General features: G+C 71.9%; 15 protein-coding genes. 9 read left to right on the forward strand and 6 right to left on the reverse strand.

The window, feature by feature from the left end; translation table 11 throughout:
• Positions 1-5 precede the first annotated feature (5 nt).
• From DX116_RS16270 to DX116_RS16290, 5 genes are read left to right on the forward strand one after another with little or no spacing between them, the layout of a single operon-like run.
• Positions 6-989: a glycosyltransferase gene (locus DX116_RS16270; RefSeq protein WP_119705251.1), complete on the forward strand. Its 984-nt coding sequence runs from the start codon at positions 6-8 to the stop codon at positions 987-989.
• On the forward strand, positions 986-2179 hold the full coding sequence (gene glf / locus DX116_RS16275; protein WP_119705252.1) for a UDP-galactopyranose mutase: 1194 nt from the start codon (positions 986-988) through the stop codon (positions 2177-2179). Before DX116_RS16270 ends, glf begins: the two co-directional genes overlap by 4 nt.
• Complete coding sequence (locus DX116_RS16280) at positions 2169-3377, forward strand: CDP-glycerol glycerophosphotransferase family protein (RefSeq protein WP_119705253.1); 1209 nt, start codon at positions 2169-2171, stop codon at positions 3375-3377. Before glf ends, DX116_RS16280 begins: the two co-directional genes overlap by 11 nt.
• A complete protein-coding gene (locus tag DX116_RS16285) occupies positions 3377-4861 on the forward strand; it encodes a hypothetical protein (protein ID WP_119705254.1) in 1485 nt (494 codons plus the stop codon). The genes DX116_RS16280 and DX116_RS16285 overlap by 1 nt, the downstream gene beginning before the upstream one ends.
• Positions 4858-5811 carry a phosphatase PAP2 family protein gene (locus DX116_RS16290; RefSeq protein WP_147393692.1) on the forward strand — a complete coding sequence of 318 codons (954 nt, stop codon included), beginning with the start codon at positions 4858-4860 and terminating at the stop codon, positions 5809-5811. The genes DX116_RS16285 and DX116_RS16290 overlap by 4 nt, the downstream gene beginning before the upstream one ends.
• On the opposite strand, the gene DX116_RS16295 is transcribed toward DX116_RS16290, so the two are convergent.
• The 3 genes from DX116_RS16295 to DX116_RS16305 are packed head-to-tail and all read right to left on the reverse strand — an operon-like array spanning position 5735 to position 9119.
• Positions 5735-7015: a DUF6716 putative glycosyltransferase gene (locus DX116_RS16295; RefSeq protein WP_119705256.1), complete on the reverse strand. Its 1281-nt coding sequence runs from the start codon at positions 7013-7015 to the stop codon at positions 5735-5737. The genes DX116_RS16290 and DX116_RS16295 overlap by 77 nt on opposite strands.
• Complete coding sequence (locus DX116_RS16300; RefSeq protein WP_119705257.1) at positions 7012-7902, reverse strand: N-acetylneuraminate synthase family protein; 891 nt, start codon at positions 7900-7902, stop codon at positions 7012-7014. Before DX116_RS16300 ends, DX116_RS16295 begins: the two co-directional genes overlap by 4 nt.
• Positions 7903-7904: 2 nt before the next feature.
• Positions 7905-9119 (reverse strand): acylneuraminate cytidylyltransferase, encoded by a 1215-nt coding sequence (locus DX116_RS16305; protein ID WP_119705258.1) that lies wholly within the window; start codon positions 9117-9119, stop codon positions 7905-7907.
• A gap of 248 nt (positions 9120-9367) precedes the next feature.
• On the opposite strand from DX116_RS16305, the gene DX116_RS16310 reads away from it, so the two are divergent.
• Together DX116_RS16310 and DX116_RS16315 are read left to right on the forward strand one after the other, a co-directional pair.
• A complete protein-coding gene (locus DX116_RS16310; protein ID WP_199716105.1) occupies positions 9368-10666 on the forward strand; it encodes a DUF6716 putative glycosyltransferase in 1299 nt (432 codons plus the stop codon).
• Positions 10667-10745: 79 nt separating this feature from the next.
• Positions 10746-11975, forward strand: coding sequence for a variant leucine-rich repeat-containing protein (locus DX116_RS16315; RefSeq protein WP_119705259.1), 1230 nt, complete (start codon positions 10746-10748; stop codon positions 11973-11975).
• A gap of 46 nt (positions 11976-12021) precedes the next feature.
• On the opposite strand, the gene DX116_RS16320 is transcribed toward DX116_RS16315, so the two are convergent.
• The gene (locus DX116_RS16320; protein ID WP_119705260.1) at positions 12022-12435 is read right to left on the reverse strand and encodes a hypothetical protein; all 414 of its coding nucleotides are present in this window, start codon (positions 12433-12435) and stop codon (positions 12022-12024) included.
• A gap of 85 nt (positions 12436-12520) precedes the next feature.
• On the opposite strand from DX116_RS16320, the gene DX116_RS16325 reads away from it, so the two are divergent.
• A complete protein-coding gene (locus DX116_RS16325) occupies positions 12521-12910 on the forward strand; it encodes a LapA family protein (RefSeq protein ID WP_119705261.1) in 390 nt (129 codons plus the stop codon).
• 19 nt (positions 12911-12929) lie between these two features.
• On the opposite strand, the gene DX116_RS16330 is transcribed toward DX116_RS16325, so the two are convergent.
• Together DX116_RS16330 and DX116_RS16335 are read right to left on the reverse strand one after the other, a co-directional pair.
• Positions 12930-14357, reverse strand: coding sequence for a bifunctional cytidylyltransferase/SDR family oxidoreductase (locus tag DX116_RS16330; RefSeq protein WP_119705262.1), 1428 nt, complete (start codon positions 14355-14357; stop codon positions 12930-12932).
• Positions 14358-14505: 148 nt separating this feature from the next.
• Positions 14506-15345 (reverse strand): siderophore-interacting protein, encoded by an 840-nt coding sequence (locus DX116_RS16335; protein ID WP_119705263.1) that lies wholly within the window; start codon positions 15343-15345, stop codon positions 14506-14508.
• Positions 15346-15394: 49 nt separating this feature from the next.
• Here DX116_RS16335 and DX116_RS16340 point away from each other — a divergent pair, with 49 nt between their 5' ends.
• Complete coding sequence (locus tag DX116_RS16340; protein ID WP_119705690.1) at positions 15395-17323, forward strand: M13 family metallopeptidase; 1929 nt, start codon at positions 15395-15397, stop codon at positions 17321-17323.
• Positions 17324-17383 lie beyond the last annotated feature (60 nt).

A 17383-nucleotide genomic window follows, 5' to 3' on the forward strand; every position in this document is an offset into this window, starting at 1 on the left:
ATCCGGTGACTTGGGCTGCCGGCAACATCGCCATCGCGATCGTGACGTACAACCGGTCGACCTTCCTCAAGGAGCTGCTCGCCAGCGCCGCCGCGATGGACACGCAGCCGTTCCGCATCGTCGTGGTCGACAACGCCAGCACCGACGACACGCAGGACGTCATCGCCGCCGCGACCGCCGACTTCCCCGACGGCGTCCTGGTCAACCACCGCTTGACGACCAACACCGGCGGGTCCGGCGGCTTCAGCGAGGGCACCCGCGTCGCGCTCGAGCTGGGCGCCGACTGGGTCTGGCTGATGGACGACGACGTCGAGATCCTGCCCGACGCGATCGCCAGCTTCACGCCGTGGATGCAGCGGTTCAAGGTCATCCACGGACGCCGCTACGACTTCGACGGCACCCCGTTCTACTGGCAGGCCAAGTTCAACGAGTTCCTCGGCGTCCCCCTGCCCTACAGCGGCAAGCAGTTCGGTCGCGAGGGCTACGCGGTCACCAACTCCGGCACCTTCGAGGGCATGCTGATCCACGCCGACGTCGTCCGCACGATCGGCCTGCCCGATCCGCGCTTCTTCATCTCGTGGGACGACGCCGCCTACGCCTGGCTGGCCGCCCAGCACACCGAGGTGGTCTACGTCGACGCCTTCGTGCTCAAGCGCAAGCGAGAGCAGAAGCAGGTCAACCTCGGCATCCGTCACCTCAACGACGGCAGCCCGCTGTTCCGCTTCCACGTCATCCGCAACCGTGCGTACGTCGGCAAGTACTTCGCCGAGTACGGCAAGCTGAACCGTGTCGGCTTCGGGCTCGGGACGGCGCTGACGCTGGCCAAGGAGGTCTTCCGCCTCGTGGTCGTGCAGCACACCCTCAAGGGCCTCGGCGACCTCGCGCGCGGCTTCCGCGCCAACCGCGCGCTCTGGCGCGACGACTCGTGGCGCCCGATGGACCCCGCCGACGTGCCGGCACTGGGCCACTCCTCCGGCGGACCGTCGTGACGGCCGATCTGCTCGTCGTCGGGTCCGGCTTCTTCGGCCTGACGATCGCCGAGCGCTGCGCCACCGAGCTCGACCTGACGGTGCAGGTCATCGACCGCCGCCCCCACATCGGCGGCAACGCCTACAGCGAGGCCGACCCCGAGACCGGCATCGAGGTGCACCGGTACGGCGCCCACCTGTTCCACACGTCCAACCAGCGGGTGTGGGACTACGTCAACCGCTTCACCGACTTCACCCCCTACCAGCACCGGGTCTACACGACGTACCGCGGCGAGGTGTACCCCCTGCCGATCAACCTCGGCACGATCAACCAGTTCCAGCGCGCCGCGTACAGCCCCGACGAGGCCCGCGCCTGGGTCGCCGAGCAGGCCTCACGACTCACGCACGAGCCGGCCAACCTCGAGGAGAAGGCGATCTCGCTGATCGGCGAACCCCTCTACGAGGCCTTCATCAAGGGCTACACCGCCAAGCAGTGGCAGACCGACCCCCGCGAGCTCGGCGCCGACATCATCAGCCGCCTGCCCGTGCGCTACACCTACGACAACCGCTACTTCTCCGACACCTACGAGGGACTCCCCGTCGACGGGTACACGGCCTGGATCGAGCGGATGGCTGACCACCCCAACATCACCGTCACCCTCGACACCGACTTCTTCGACGAGACCCAGCCGTTCAACAAGAAGGCATGCGTGGGGGTGACCCCCGTCGTCTACACCGGCCCCGTCGACCGCTACTTCGACGGCGCCCACGGCGACCTGTCGTGGCGCACCCTCGACTTCGAGACCGAGGTGCTGCCCACCGGGGACTTCCAGGGCACCACCGTCATGAACTACGCCGACACCGACGTGCCGCACACGCGGGTGCACGAGTTCCGGCACTTCCACCCCGAGCGCGACTACCCCGCCGACCGCACCGTCGTCATGCGAGAGTTCAGCCGCTTCGCGGAGGCCGACGACGAGCCGTACTACCCCGTCAACACGCCGCAGGACCGCGAGCGGCTGCTGGCCTACCGCGAGCTGGCCAAGGGCGAGACCGACGTGCTGTTCGGCGGGCGTCTCGGCACGTACCAGTACCTCGACATGCACATGGCGATCGGCTCGGCACTCAGCATGTTCGACAACCTGGTCGCGCCGCACTTCACCAGCGGCACGCCGCTGGCCGGCGTCCGCCACGACGGCCATGGCGGCTGAGGCACGCGTCGGTCTGGTCCACCGGCTCCGCGTGTGGGCGATCGGCCGCCTCCGGCGCTCGCGCCTGCTGCCCACCGGCATGCCCGACAAGCAGACCGACGAGTCGCGTCTGGGGCAGCGGTTCGAGCAGCCGGTGATGCTGTACTTCCCGACGACCCTCGACAGCCTCTACCAGCTCCGGCCGTGGTTCCACGCCCTCACGGCGCTCGACGTCGAGCACCCCGTCGTGTGCGTCTTCAAGGACTCCCGCACCGCCCGCGTCGTCCGCGCCGAGACCGGTCTCGACTGCGTGACCCTGGCCCGCTACGGCCAGCTCGACGAGATCCTGTCGCTGTCCGACGTCAAGCTCGCCCTGTACGTCAACCACGACCCCATCAACTTCGAGAGCCTGCGGTTCACGTCGATGGTGCACGTCTACCTCGGACACGGCGACAGCGACAAGGGCGTCTCGGTGTCGAACCAGGTCAAGGCGTACGACCTGTGCTTCCTGGCCGGGCAGGCGGCCGTCGACCGCACGGCCTCGGCCGTCATGCTCTACGACGCCGCGGCGCGCAGCGTCCTGATCGGCCAGCCCCAGCTCGACGGCGCCCCGCCGGTCGAGGCGCACCCCGACGCCACCCGCCCCACGGTGCTGTACGCCCCGACCTGGGAGGCGTCGCAGCCCTCGGTGTCGTACGGCTCGCTCGAGACCCACGGCGCCGCGCTCGTACGGGCGCTGTCGGGGCGCTACCGCGTCGTCTACCGTCCCCACCCGCTCAACGGCGTCATCCGTCCGTCGTACGCCGTCGCCGACGACGCCGTCCGCCGGCTGGCCGACCGGGTCGACACCGACGTCCCCCTCGAGCAGTCGTTCGCCGACGCCGACCTGCTGGTCACCGACGTCTCGGCGGTCGCCCTCACCTGGCTGCCGACCGGCAAGCCGCTGCTCGTGACGACCCCGGCCGTCCCCTACCCCCCGAGCACGCTGATGGACGTCGTCCCGCAGCTCGCCCCCGGCGACCCGTTCGCCGAGATCGTGGCCACGCACCTGTCGAGCGATCCCACCGCGGCGGCACGCGCGGCGCTCGTCGAGCACTACCTGGGCGATCCGGCGCCGGGCGTGGCGACCCGCCGGTTCATCGAGGCCTGCCGCGACGCCATGCTGCTGCGCGACCGCGAGTGGGCCGCACGACGCGCCACCGGCGCCACGGGTCCTTGATGGCGGCACCTCGCACTCGCCGGCCCCGCGCCCGCGAGCCGCGCACACCTCTGCCGGCCTACGTCGCGGGCGTCCTGGTGGCTCTGGTCGTCGTCCGGCTGCTGTTCCTCGGCGAGGCCGCCGGTCGCGACGAGGCCGGCTTCCTCCTCGTGGGGGCCGGCTGGGACCACGGCAGCTCGCTCTACGGCTCGTACTGGGTCGATCGTCCGCCCCTGCTGATCTGGATCATGCAGCTGGCCGGCTCGCTCACCGGTCTGCGCCTCATCGGGCTCGCGGCATCGGTGCTCATGGTGCTCGGCGTCGGCCGAGCCGCCCAGGTCGCGGCCGGCGACCGGGCCGCCCGGTGGGCGACCGGCGCGGCCGCCCTGTTCAGCGCTGCGCACTGGTTCGGCGTCCCGCGCACCAACGGCGAGATGCTCGCGGGGGCGTTCGCCGCGTGGGGCTTCGCCCTCACGGCCCAGGCGCTGCTGCGGCCGTCGCGCCGGTCGTGGTGCTACGCAGCCGGGGCTGGCGCCCTGGCGGCCGCGGCGATGCTGGTCAAGCAGACCATCGTCGACGGCCTCGTGTTCGCCGTGGTGCTGGCCGTGCTGGTCGGCTCGGACAAGCGCCGTCGCAGCACGGCCGTCCGGGTGCTGCTGGCCGGTGCGGCGGGCTTCGCCCTCACGATCGTCGTCGGCCTGGTCGCCGCCCAGGCGCGGGGCACCTCGCCGAGCGAGCTGTTCGACGCCCTGGTGACCTTCCGGGCCGATGCCGGCGAGGTCATCCGCACGTCGGCGTCCTCGGCGACGACCGATCGCCTGGTGGTGCTCGTGGCCACGTGGGCCGTCAGCGGGCTGGCGTTCGTCGCGGTGCTCACGACCGGCCACGCGCTGCGCCGGCGCGAGCCGGTGCTGCTGGCCACGTGGGCCGTCATCCTCGTCGTCTCCGCGGCTGCCGTTCTCGGCGGCAGCTACTGGAGCCACTACCTGCTGCAGCTCGTGCCGGCCTCGGCGCTCGCGGTCGGCCTGCTGGCCGAGCGCATCGGGCCGAGGCTGCTGCGCGCGCTCGTGGTGTTCGTGGTCGCGGTCACCGCGGGCAACCTGATGTGGTCGCTGGTATCCCCGTCCACCGACGGCGTCGAGGCGCAGGAGGTGGGGCGCTGGCTCAAGGCGTCGAGCATCACCGGCGACACCGCCGTGGTCGCCTACGGCCAGCCGAACGTCCTCGCCGCGGCGCGCATGTCCAGTCCGTACCCGTACCTGTGGAGCCTGCCCGTGCGCACCCTCGACCCCGATCTCGCCGAGCTCACCGCCGTCATGTCGGGCCCGTCGAGACCCGTGTGGTTCGTCGACTGGTCGGGCATCGACTCGTGGGGCATCGACCCCACCGCGCTGCGGCCCGTGCTCGCCAAGCGCTATCGCGTCGTGGCCGAGGTGTGCGGCCGCACGGTGTGGCTCGACCGCTCGCACCCGCGATCGCTGGCACCCGCGAGGAGCTGCTCGTGACGACGTCCGCCGACCGCGAGCGGTCGACCCCGTGGAGCTGGCGCGGGCCCGCGCTGGCGGTGTTCGCGATCGCCTTCGCCGCCGGCGTCGTGCTGATCGGCGTGCCGACCGATCCGTTCCAGCTGTTCTTCTGGCTCTGGCTCGCGACGATCGCGTACGACGTCAAGGCGCCGCTGCGCTCGCACCTGCGGTTCCCGCGGGACTGGTGGCCGGCGTTCGCGCTGCTGGTGCTGTACCTGTACAGCCGCGGGCTGTCCGACGAGATCGTCTCGATGCCGATCCACTGGACGATGCCGATCCGCTTCGACGAGTGGATCGGCGGCGGCGAGCTGCCGACGGCCCGTCTGCAGGACGCCCTGTGCGCCTCGCCGTGCTCGGCCTCCAGCCCGCCCCGCTGGTACGACGAGGTCTTCACGACGGTGTACTTCACGCACTTCGTCGCCGGGCTGACTCTCGCCGTGGTGCTGTGGCTGCGCGACCGGGTCACCTGGCTGCCGTGGATGCGCCGCTACATCGTGATCAACTTCGCCGCGCTGGTCGTCTACGTGCTCTACCCGATGGCGCCGCCGTGGCTGGCGTCCAAGGAGGGCTACGTCGGCCGGCCGCTCCCCCGCCTGACGGGGCGCGGATGGGACGACCTCGGCCTCGGCGGCTTCCACGTCGCGCTCGCGAAGGTCGGCAACCCGGTGGCCGCGATGCCGTCCCTGCACGCCGGCCTGGCGATGCTGATCGCCCTTTACGGCATCACCCGCCTGCGCGGCGCGTGGCGCTGGCTCCTGCTGGTCTACCCGCTGCTGATGGCGACGGCGCTGGTGTACTACGCCGAGCACTACGTCGTCGACATCCTGGCTGGCTGGACGCTCGCCGCCGCGGTCATGATCGGCTGCCGCTGGTGGGAGCGTCGTCCGTCCGCCGAGGCCCGGGCCGGGACCGCCGGCCGTCCCGCCTGACGGCCCACCGTCGTCGGTGCTCCCAGAAGCCGGCGAGCACGAAGGCACGATGCAGCCCCGAGGCACGGTCGCGCGGTGGCACGAACGACAGCTGGGCCAGCACCGCGGTGCGCACCCGCCGCAGCGGTGAGCGCGACGCGCCCGGGAGCGGGGGCAGGTCGCCCCGGCCGCGACGGACGAGCAGCTCCTCGACGGCGGCGACCCACGTGTTGGCGGCCGGGTCGTGCAGGTAGTTGTCGTCGAGCCACTCGGGCGCGGGGTGCCGGAACGCCCCGGCGACGAGCCGGTCGGTCGACCCCAGCAGGCCGCTGCCGACGAGCACGGTGTTGATCTGCCGCTCGCCCACCCCGAAGTCGTCGATCGCGAGGCAGGGCACGCCATGGGCGACGGCCTCCAGCAGCGCCGTCGAGCTGATCGTCGCGAGACCGACCGCACGACGCAGGTGCAGGCTCATCGCACCGCCCTCGACCACGAGGTTGGGCGGCAGCGACCTGCCCGATCCGGCCAGCTCGGCCAGCAGGTCCTCGTACGGGAGCTCCTCGACGTGCGTCTGCGGCTCGCCACCTCGGGCCCGCACCTTGACGACGACCGTCAGGTGCGGGTGCGCCTCGGCCGTCTCGACGAGTCGCTGCAGCATCCACAGACGGTCACGCCGGGAGGCCGGCACCATGGCCTGCGCCGCGAACACGATGCGGTCGCGCGACACCTCGCTGGCCCGGTGGTCGACGTCGAGGTACGGGATGGTCGTGAGCTCGAAGCGGTGCCGCCGGTCGACCGCGGCGAACTCCCGCAGCTCGCGCCGGCTCTGCAGCACGAACACGTCGGCGCAGCGCCGGTACCGCAGCCCCGGAGTGAGCACGGGGATCGAGATGCCGGCCAGGCCCGACACCACGACCGGCCGGACGCCCGTCTCCGCCAGCAACGAGCCGAGCGCCTCGACGGCCATCCCTCGCGCCGCTGCGACCACGACGTCCGGCTGCCACGTCTCCAGCACCTCGACCAGCCCGGCCCGGCCGACCCGCTCGACGTCCGCCGGCGCGAACCGGGTGCCGGCCAGCGCCTCGGCCACCTGCCGCGCGCTGGGCTCGGCGTTGCCCCGCAGCACCACGAGCCGCACCGGCCAGGCAGCCGGAAGCTGCCCGGCCAGTGCGGCCCCCCACTTGACGTACGAGTCGGAGTCCGTGACGACGAGCGCCTGCGTCACACCGCTGCCGCGGCGACGTCGACCCGCCGCAGGCGCTTCAGCTGGGCGTGCTCACCGGGCATGACCCGCTTGACGCCGTCTCCGAGCGCCTTCTCGACCACGCGGATGTCGCGCACCAGGTCCATGAAGGCGTGCGGCTCGAGGCTGGCAGCCTGGTCGGAGCCCCACATCGACCGGTCGAGCGTGATGTGGCGCTCGACGGCGGTGGCCCCCAGCGCCACGGCCGCCACGGAGATCTGCTGACCCCGCTCGTGGCCCGAGTAGCCGATCGGCACGCGGTAGCGCGCCGAGAGCACCGGGATCATGTGCAGGTTGGCCTCGTCCGGGGGCAGCGGGTAGGTCGACGTGGCGTGCAGCATGACCAGACGGTCGGTGCCGAGGATCTCGACGGCGGCGTCGATCTGCTCGATCGTGCTCATGCCGGTCGACAGGATGATCGGCTTGCCGGTCGCGGCCAGCGCGCGCAGCAGCGGCAGGTCGGTGACCGAGGCCGAGGCGACCTTGTGCGTCGCCACGCCCATCTCCTCGAGGAACTCGACCGACGGCACGTCCCAGGGCGAGGCGAACCAGTCGACGCCCTGGGCCATCGCGTGGGCGGCGATCTCGCTGTACTGCTCGCGCTCGAACTCGACCCGGTAGCGGTAGTCGAGATAGCTCATCTCGCCCCACGGCGTCTCGCGGCGCGTCGCCTTCATGTCGGCCGGCGTCGAGATCGCGGGCGTCCGCTTCTGGAACTTGACCGCCTGCGCCCCGGCGAGCGCCGCGACGTCGATGAGCTTCTTGGCCACGGCGACGTCACCGTTGTGGTTGATGCCGATCTCGCCGATCACGTACGTGGGACGTCCGTGGCCGACGATCTCGTCGCCGATCTGAACCCATTCGGTCATGGTCATTGCCCTTCTGTTGTGGTGGCGCGGCCGTCGGACGGCCGCTCCTCGTGACCGGCGAGCACGCGGTCGGCGAGCTCCCGGACCGCTCCGTCGCCACCATGGCGACGCAGCACGATGGGGGACGCCACGTGGACGTCTCGGTGGGCGCCGGCCACGACGACGGGCCACCCGACGGCCCGCAGGCACGCCAGGTCGTTGACGTCGTTGCCGAGGAAGGCGATGTCGGCCACGTCGATGCCGTGCCGGCGGGCCCAGCCGCAGAGCGCGCTCAGCTTGTCGTGGCAGCCGGTGACGGCCTCGACGCCGAGCTTGGCCGCCCGCGCCTCCACCACCGGGTTGGTCTCGGACGACAGGATCAGGAACGGGATGCCGGCCCGGCGCAGGCGTGCCACGCCCATGCCGTCGGAGCGGTTGACCTCGACCGACTCGACCCCGTGCTCGTCGACGACCACGCGGTCGGCCGTGTGGACGCCGTCGAAGTCCGTCACGACCGCACGGGCCGGGATCGGGCAGAGCCGCGCCTCGGACGCGGTCTCCCGGCCGGCGTGCAGCAGCTCAGCGAGCGCCAGGTCGTGCTCGGTGTCGATCTCGAGCGCGTCGTCGGGAGCGACCTCGACGATCCGCAGCCGTCCGAAGAACCGGTGCCCGTGCGCGAGGAACCCGCTCGTGCGCATCGCGTAGAAGGCGCCGGTCTCGACGTGCTCGCGGTCGCGGTCCTGGCGCCGCAGCCGCACCGCCGCGTCGTGGTTGACCCCCTCGGGGCCGTCGACGCCATGACGCCACAGGTGGACGTCGGCCGGCGCCGCGCTGAAGGCGACGTCGCACTCGCCCGTCAGCACGAGGGCGACGGCCCGGTCGACGTCCGCCGGGCGGATGAAGGGGCTGGTCGCCTGCACGAAGACCGTCACCTCGGGCTCGATCCCGAGCGAGGCCAGGTGGGCGAGCGCGTGCTCGACGGCCGACTCCGACGACGCCTCGTCGCCCGAGAGCCCGGCGGGACGCTCGACGACCCGCGCGCCGGAGCGACTCGCGACGACAGCGATCTGCGGGTCGTCGGTCGAGACGACGACCGATCCGATCGACGAGGCGTCCGACAGCGTCCGGACGGCTCGGGCCACCAGGGGCTCGCCGCCGAGCGGACGCAGGTTCTTGCGGTGGACCCCCTTGGAGCCGCCGCGGGCGGGGATGACGGCGCACACCTGGTCGTGGACCATGCGGGTCACCTCCTGGGCGGTCGTGGTGCGGGGCCGGCCACGTGGCCGGGTGTCCTCCGGACGCTAGGAAGCACCGGCGACCTGCGGGTGAACGCGACGTCACCGCGCCGCGAACGTCACGGGGCGTGCGGACGCCCGTCGTCGCCGGCGCGCCCGGCCGGCGACGACGCGGACAACCGGCGCCCAACAGTCGGTGAATCGTCGGCGCAGCCCGTCTGCAGGCCCCGCGCCGCGGATACCGTGCGGGAGTGGACGCCCCGACACCGCGCACGGCCCTGCTCGTCGCCGCCTTCGACTCGCAGCTGAAGTGGTGCGCCGGCATCCGCGACGAGCTCGAGGCGCGAGACTTCGCCACGCGCGTCGTCGTGCCCGACACCCGCTCGGCGCTGTCGGCGCAGCAGGTGCGTGACGCGGGATTCGACCGGGTCGACCGGGTGCCGTGGGACGACCTGGTGGCGGCCTGCCTGGGCAGCGACGTCGTGGTCAGCGCCCTGGCCGGCCCGTCCACGCACCGGCTCAGCCTCGCCGTGGCCGACGCGCTCGCCGGCGGGGTCGGCCCCGGCCCCGTGCTGGTGTCGGGATGGGTCGGCATCATCATCGAGAAGATCACGGCCGGGTACCTCGACCGCTCCGGCACCGACGTCGTCGCGGTCAACTCGACCGACGACCTGGCGCACTTCCGCCGCACCGGCGAGACGCTGGGCATCCCGACCGACAACCTGGTGCTCTCGGGGCTGCCGTTCCTGTCGGCCGCGCCCCGACCTCCGCGGAGCGGAGCGGTGTCGACGGTCCTGTACGCCGACCAGCCGACCGTGCCGGCGCCGGCGGCCGAGCGCGCCTACGTCTACCGGCGCCTGGTCGAGCACGCCCGGCGTCATCCGGGCCGCGAGGTGCTGCTGAAGCCCCGTCACCGTCCCGGCGAGGACACCTTCCACCGCATGTCGCACGCGCCCGAGGACCTGCTGCCCCCCGGTGACCTGCCCGCCAACTTCCGGATCGACCACACCCCCGTGCCCGAGCTCCTCGAGCGCGTCGACCTGCTCGTGACGATGTCGTCGACCGCCTGCCTCGAGGCGATCGACCGCGGGACACGGGTGGCCCTCGTGCTCGACCTCGGCGTGCACGAGCGGCACGGCAACCACGTCTTCCTCGACAGCGGGTTGCTGAGGACCTTCGACCAGATCGATGCCGACGACCTCGGCACGCCGTCCGACGCCTTTCTGCACAGCTGGTTCGGCGACCGCGACCGGCCCGCCCCGGCCGCTATCGCCGACCGCGTCGAGCAGCTACTCGCGTCCGGGTGCCGGCCGTCGCGCGATGTCTGGGAGAGCGCCTACTTCCGCAGCGCGACCAGGACGACGGCCGAGGTGGCCGACTCGGCCCAGCACGACGAGCACCCCGGCAACCCCCGCTGGATGACTCGTGCGTGGGCCCGCCGCGTCGATACCCACGGGACGGTGCGCGGGACCCTCGCGTACGGCGCCACGCTCCTGCTGCCACCCGCCGTGGTGGTGCCCGCTCGACGGATCACGTCCCGACGGGGCTGACGCGACGAAGCGCGCCAAGACAGATAGTCTTCGTGCACGTTCGCCGGGTTGGCGGACACCTCCGGGGGAAGGAACCCACATGTCATCTGAAGATCTCGTCCGCGAGGCGCAGGATCCGTCCACGCCCCCCGCTCGCCTGGCCGAGCTCGCACAGGCCGATCGCGCCACGTGGGCCGCCATCGTGTTCAACCCGTCGGCGTACGACGGGCTGCTGCAGTGGCTCGGCGAGCGCGGCGATCCCACCGTCAACGCCGCCCTCGCGGCCCGCGCGTCGTACGCGGCGGCCCAGGCTCCCCAGGCCCCGCCCGCTCCGGCAGCACCGCCGGCCCCAGCCGCTCCCGTCGCGCCGGTGGCACCCGTGGCGCCGGTCGAGCCGGTTGCTCCCGCCGAGGCCGCGGCGCCCGTCACCCCGCCGGTCGCCGAGGAGCCCGTCGCACCCGCCGAGCCCGTCTCGCCGGTCGCCGAGCCTGTCGTCCCGGTCGCCGAGCAGCCCGTCACGCCGCCCGCCGCCGAGCAGGCCCCCGAGCCCACGGTGTCGATCCCGCAGCAGTCCTCGGCCCCCGAGCCCACGGCCGAGATCCCCCAGCAGTCGTGGGCACCCGAGCCCACCGCGGTGCAGCCGTCGGCCCCGCAGCCGGCGCCCGTGTTCCCGCACCAGCCCGCCTACGAGGCACCCGCGGCCACGACGGCCGCCTTCGGCGCGGTCCCGCCCAGCGGCGCCCCGCCGCAGGGCGCGGCGACCGAGGGCGGTGGCAGCGGCACGGGCAAGCCGCTCGGCATCGTGATCGCCATGGTCGCGGTCATCCTGCTGCTGATCGGCGGCGCCGCCTTCGGCGCGACCAAGGTCTTCGGGGGCGACGACGACAAGCCGACCATCACCGGTGGCGACAGCAAGACGACCGACGCTCCCGAGCCCGACGACTCCGACGACGACCCGACGCCGTCACCCTCGGCGGCCACGCTGCCGTCGCCCACCACCCCGACGTTCCCGAGCCCCGATGCCGGCGGGTCCAAGCCGGCCGGCGCGTTCTGCAGCGAGCTGACCGACATCCAGGAGAAGAGCATGAACGTGCTGGGCAACGGCACGTCCGATCCCAGCCAGCTGCAGGACACCGCTCGTGACCTGGTCAAGTCGTACCAGGATCTCGAGAAGATCGCCCCCGCCGACGTCAAGGGCGACATCGGCATCATGTCGTCGTTCCTGACCTCGATGATGAACCCGGGGTCCGGCAAGGCGGCGAGCGGCATGGACGAGTACATCCAGGCCGCTCAGCGCATCGGCGTCTACTACGCGCAGAACTGCCTCTGACCGACCGGCCTCTCCGAGGCCACGACACCGGCCCCCGGGTCCCGCGCTACGAACCAGGCGTGGGAGCGGGGGCCGGTGTCGTGCTGCCGGCTTCCGTGCTGCGCAGCGCCTTCGAGCTGGACGTCCAGGTGAAGTCGCCGTCGGGCCCGTCGATCGTGACGGTCGCCAACGCGATCCGCTCGGTGCCCGTGGCGGTGCGGACGCTGCACCGGAACGTGGTGCCGACGGCCTTGTCGACCTTCTTCGGGCAGCGGATCCGCAGGTCGCGGCCGGCGCGCCGCTCGAGGCGTCGCTCGATGTTGTCGACCACCCCGCTGGTGGACATGTAGACGATCTTCTGCGGCGCGGGGGTCGCCTTCGGCTCGTCGTCGCCCCCGCCCGTCGTCGTGATCATGAAGTAGACAGCGGCGATCAGCGCGATCACCACGATGCCGAGCATGACGTTGATGAAGGTCTTCACGGCTCGGATCCTATCGGCGTCCGCCGGTCGTGACCCGGACGACGCACGACGGGCGCGGGACGCGCGATGCTGGCACGATGGGCGCATGACCAGCCCCCTTCCCCCCGAGGACGCATCGGCCGAGCCGGCATCCGCCCGTCCCGAGCCCGCTGCCGCACGCCCCGACGCAGCCACCCCCGACAGGCCCGAGGCGTCCGCCGCGGGTCTCGACCGTCACGGACGGGTCAAGCGCACGCGGGCCAGCGGGCTGTGGGTGGGCCTCATCACGGCCGCCGTGCTGGCGATCGGCTTCCTGGTCTTCATCGTCCAGAACTACGAGAAGGTCTCGATCAAGTTCCTCGGCTTCGAGGGACGGCTGTCGCTGGCCATCGCCCTGCTGCTGTCGGCGGTCATCGGCGCCCTCGTGGCGGCCGTGCCGGGCGCCGTCCGCATCGGTCAGCTGCGGCGGGCACTGCGCAAGAACGCCAAGCACTGACGCCCGGCAGACCGGCTGCTCAGCTGCCGCCACCGATCGCCGCGGGGCCGTCCTCGCGCCGGATGTCGATGATGTGGCCGGTCTGCTGCGACAGCAGCACGTCGAGCGACTGACGGGCCACGACCTTCGAGCTGAGCAGGGTGCCCTCGGGCTCCTCGCCGAAGGCCTTGGTCCGCATCGGGGTGCCCGTGCGCTCGGGGTTGACGCAGTTGACGCGCACCTCGCCGGCCCACTCGTCGGCGAGCGCCTGGGTCAGGTTGACCACGGCCGCCTTGGCCGACGAGTACAGCGAGTATCCGCCGCGGCCACGCGTGTACGACGACGACGTGAACAGCAGCAGCGAGCCTGCGGCGGACGCCAGGTGCGGGTAGAACTCCTGGGCGATGAAGATCGGGGCGAGGTAGTTGATCTCGGTCGCGGCGAAGATCGTCTCCTCGGACGTGTCTGCGAGGTCCTCGATGACCAGCACGCCCGCGGTGTTGACGACGAAGTCGATCGATCCGGAGGACTCGAGCACGGTCTTGGCCGCGGCCGCGATGTCCTCACGGCGGTCGACGTGGGTGTTGGTGGACGATCGCGAGAAGGTGTGGACCGTCGCGCCGAAGCCGCGTGCGAGCTCGGCGATGTCGCCGCCGATGCCGTACGACCCGCCGAAGACCACCATGGTCTTGCCGGCCAGGGCCTCGCGGTACTGCTCGTCGGTGAGCTGGTCGGGCACGTCGGCCGAGTGCAGCTGGAAGAGCTTGTCGGCGATGTAGACGTCGATCGGCTCGGTGACCTTCATGTTGCGGTCGTGGCCCGTGACGACCGCGATGGGCACCTCGGGCAGGTAGCGCAGCACGACGGTGCAGTCGTCGGTCGCGGTGAAGTCGGGATCCTTCCACGCCAGCTCGTAGGCGCGGCGGATGACCGACAGCCGGAAGGCCTGGGGGGTCTGGCCGCGACGCAGCAGCGAGCGCTGCAGGACGTCCTCGATGGTCTCGGCTCCGGTGTCGTCGACCGGCGTCTCGTGCACCTGGACGACGGTGTCGGCCGACGGGATCGCCGTGTCGACGGCCTGGTGCGTCGCGAGCGCCGCGACGACGTCGCCGATGATGGTCTGCGACACGAGCGGGCGGACGGCGTCGTGGAACAGCACGTTGCACTCGTCGGTGCCCAGCGCCTCGAGGGCCCGGCTGGTCGACTCGTTGCGCGTCTGGCCGCCCTCGACGATCTGGGAGACCTTGTCGTAGCCGCCGTTCTGCACGATCGCCCGGACGGGGTCGAGGTGACCCGGCGTCATCAGGATCACGATCTCGTCGATCAGCGGCGACGCCTCGAAGGCAGCGATCGTGTGCTCGATGATCGTCTTGCCGGCGATCTTGATGAGCTGTTTGGGGATCGACAGGCCGACCCTCGTACCGGTGCCACCTGCGAGGATGACGGCCACGTTGCGCAGTTCAGTCACCCGACGAGGCTACCGGTCCCGTCGCCCGCGCCCCGCACCCCAGCACCGCGAGTGGCGCAGTTCTGCGTTTCTGGGACGGCGATTCCCGCGCGTCTGCGCCACTCGCGCACCGGCTGGCGCCACTCGCGAGCGTGCGGCGCGGGTCGGATCAGGTCGACGGACGCATGACGGCGTCGGTCTGCTGCGACTTCCAGACCCGGAAGCCCTCCTCCGTCGTGCCGCGGCGCCAGTAGGCCGAGACCGAGACGTCGGCGCGCGCGACCCGCCGCTCGCGCAGCAGGTAGGCCCGGACGCTCTTGAGCAGCGCCGACTCGCCGTGCACGAAGGCCTGCACCCGGCCCTCGCGCCACGGCATCGCCCGCACGGCGTCGTCGAGCAGCGTCGTGGTGCCGGGTGCCTCCTCCCCGCGGTGCAGCCAGTGCAGCTCGAGACCCGCCGGGCCCCCCAGGTCACGCTCGTCGGCGGGGCCGTCGACCTCGACGAACGCGACCGCCGTCGCTTCGTCGTCGAGCGCGGCGATCGATGCGGCGATGGCCGGCAGTGCTGACTCGTCGCCGACGATCAGGTGCCAGTCGGCGGAGGGATCGGGCGCGTAGCCCCCGTTGGGACCGCGCAGGTGGATCGTGTCGCCGGGCTGTGCAGCGGCTGCCCACGGCCCCGCGACCCCCTCGTCGCCGTGGACGACGAAGTCGATCGTCACCAGGCGCTCCTGCTCGTCGACCTCGCTGACCGTGTAGGTGCGCAGCACGGGCCACGCCTCCTGCGGCATCGTCTCCTTGACGACCCCCAGGTCGAGCGGCACGGGGTACTCGAAGCCGTCGGCGAGGAAGACGAGCTTGACGTAGAGATCGGTGTAGCGCTGCGGCAGCGCCCGCACCCGGTCGGCGAACGTCTCGAACTCGTCGCCGCCGAGCACGAGCCGGCGCATCGACGGCGCGAGCTGCTCGGTGCGGACGACTGTCAGTCGGACGGGACGATTCGCGCTCATCTGGCTACCCTCACCTGTGTAGCCTAACGGCGTGAACCACGGCATCGACATGACCCAGTTCGACCCCGCCGTCCGCGTGCAGGACGACCTCTTCCGGCACGTCAACGGACCGTGGCTCGACCGCACCGAGATCAAGCCCGACCGCGCCACCGCCGGCTCGTTCGTGACGTTGGTCGACGAGGCCGAGGCCACGGTCCGCACGATCATCGAGACCGCGAGCCAGTCGCCCGCCGACGACGAGCAGCGCAAGATCGGCGACCTCTACGCCAGCTTCATGGACGAGGAGCGCGTCGAGCAGCTCGGAGCCGAGCCGTTGGCCGCCGAGCTCGCACAGGTCGACGCCGTCACCGACATCGCCTCGTTCGTGACGACGCTCGGCGAGCTCGACCGCCAGGGCGTCGGCAGCGTGTTCGGCATGTACATCGGCCCCGACCGCGGCAACCCCGACCGCTACGTCACCCACCTCGGCCAGGGCGGCATCGGCCTGCCCGACGAGTCGTACTACCGCGACGACGAGTCCGCCGAGATCCGCGACGCCTACGTCGTCCACCTCACCACGATGCTCGACCTCGCCGGGCTCGACGACGCGGCCGGACGGGCCGCGCGCATCATGGACCTCGAGACCCGCCTGGCCTCGTTCCACTGGGACCGCGTGTCGTGCCGCGACGCCCAGAAGACCTACAACCTGCTCGACGCCGACGGCCTGCAGGCGTTGTCGCCGTCGTTCGACTGGACGTCGTGGTCGCGCGGGGCGCAGGTCCCCTCGGCCGTCATCGCCGAGGTCGTCGTCTCCCAGCCGTCCTTCCTCGAGGGCCTCGAGACCCTGCTGGTGGCCGACGAGCTCGAGGCCTGGAAGGACTGGCTGCGCTGGCAGGTCGTCCACAGCGCGTCGCCCTACCTGTCGTCGGCCTTCGTCGCCGCCAACTTCGAGTTCTACGGACGCACGCTCAGCGGCACCGACGAGCTGCGCCCCCGCTGGAAGCGCGGTGTCGGATTCGTCGAGGGGGCGATGGGCGAGGCGGTCGGCAAGATCTACGTGCGCACCGAGTTCCCGCCGGCGTCCAAGGAGCGCATGACCGAGCTGATCGGCAACCTGATCGAGGCCTACCGCGAGAGCATCGCCGGCCTGCCGTGGATGAGCGAGGACACCAAGAAGCGCGCCCACGACAAGCTCGACTCGTTCAACCCCAAGATCGGCCACCCCGACGAGTTCCGCGACTACTCCGCCCTCGAGACCGCACCCGACGACCTGCTCGGCAACGTCCGCCGCGCCATCGCCGTGGCCACCGACCGCGAGCTGGCCAAGATCGGCTCGCCGATCGACCGCGACGAGTGGTACATGACGCCGCAGACCGTCAACGCGTACTACAACCCGACGATGAACGAGATCGTGTTCCCCGCGGCCATCCTGCAGCCGCCGTTCTTCCACGCCGACGCCGACGACGCCGTCAACTACGGGGCCATCGGGGCCGTCATCGGGCACGAGATCGGCCACGGCTTCGACGACCAGGGATCGCAGTACGACGGCACCGGCGCGCTGAGCAACTGGTGGACCGACGACGACCGGGCGGCCTTCGAGAAGCTCACCTCGGCCCTCGTCGCGCAGTACGACGCCCTCAGCCCGATGGGCGCCGACGGCAAGACCGTCAACGGCTCGCTCACGATCGGCGAGAACATCGGGGACCTCGGTGGGCTGGGCATCGCCTACCGCGCCTTCCGGCTGACCGAGCCCGCCGCGGACCCCATCGACGGTCTCACCCCCGACCAGCGCTTCTTCGTCTCGTGGGCCCAGGCCTGGCAGTCGAAGGTGCGCCCCGCCGAGACCGTGCGGCGCCTCACCCTCGACCCGCACTCGCCGCCGGAGTTCCGCTGCAACCAGGTCGTCCGCAACATCGACGCCTTCTACGCCGCGTTCGACGTCACCCCCGACGACGAGCTCTGGCTCGACCCCGCCGAACGCATCGCCGTCTGGTCGTAGCAACGTGCGCCGCATGGTGACCACGGGCCGAGCGAAGCGAGGCAGGCGCCCGGGCGGAGC

The sequence above is a fragment of the Aeromicrobium endophyticum genome (assembly GCF_003586285.1).
In the GTDB taxonomy this organism is placed as follows: domain Bacteria; phylum Actinomycetota; class Actinomycetes; order Propionibacteriales; family Nocardioidaceae; genus Aeromicrobium; species Aeromicrobium endophyticum.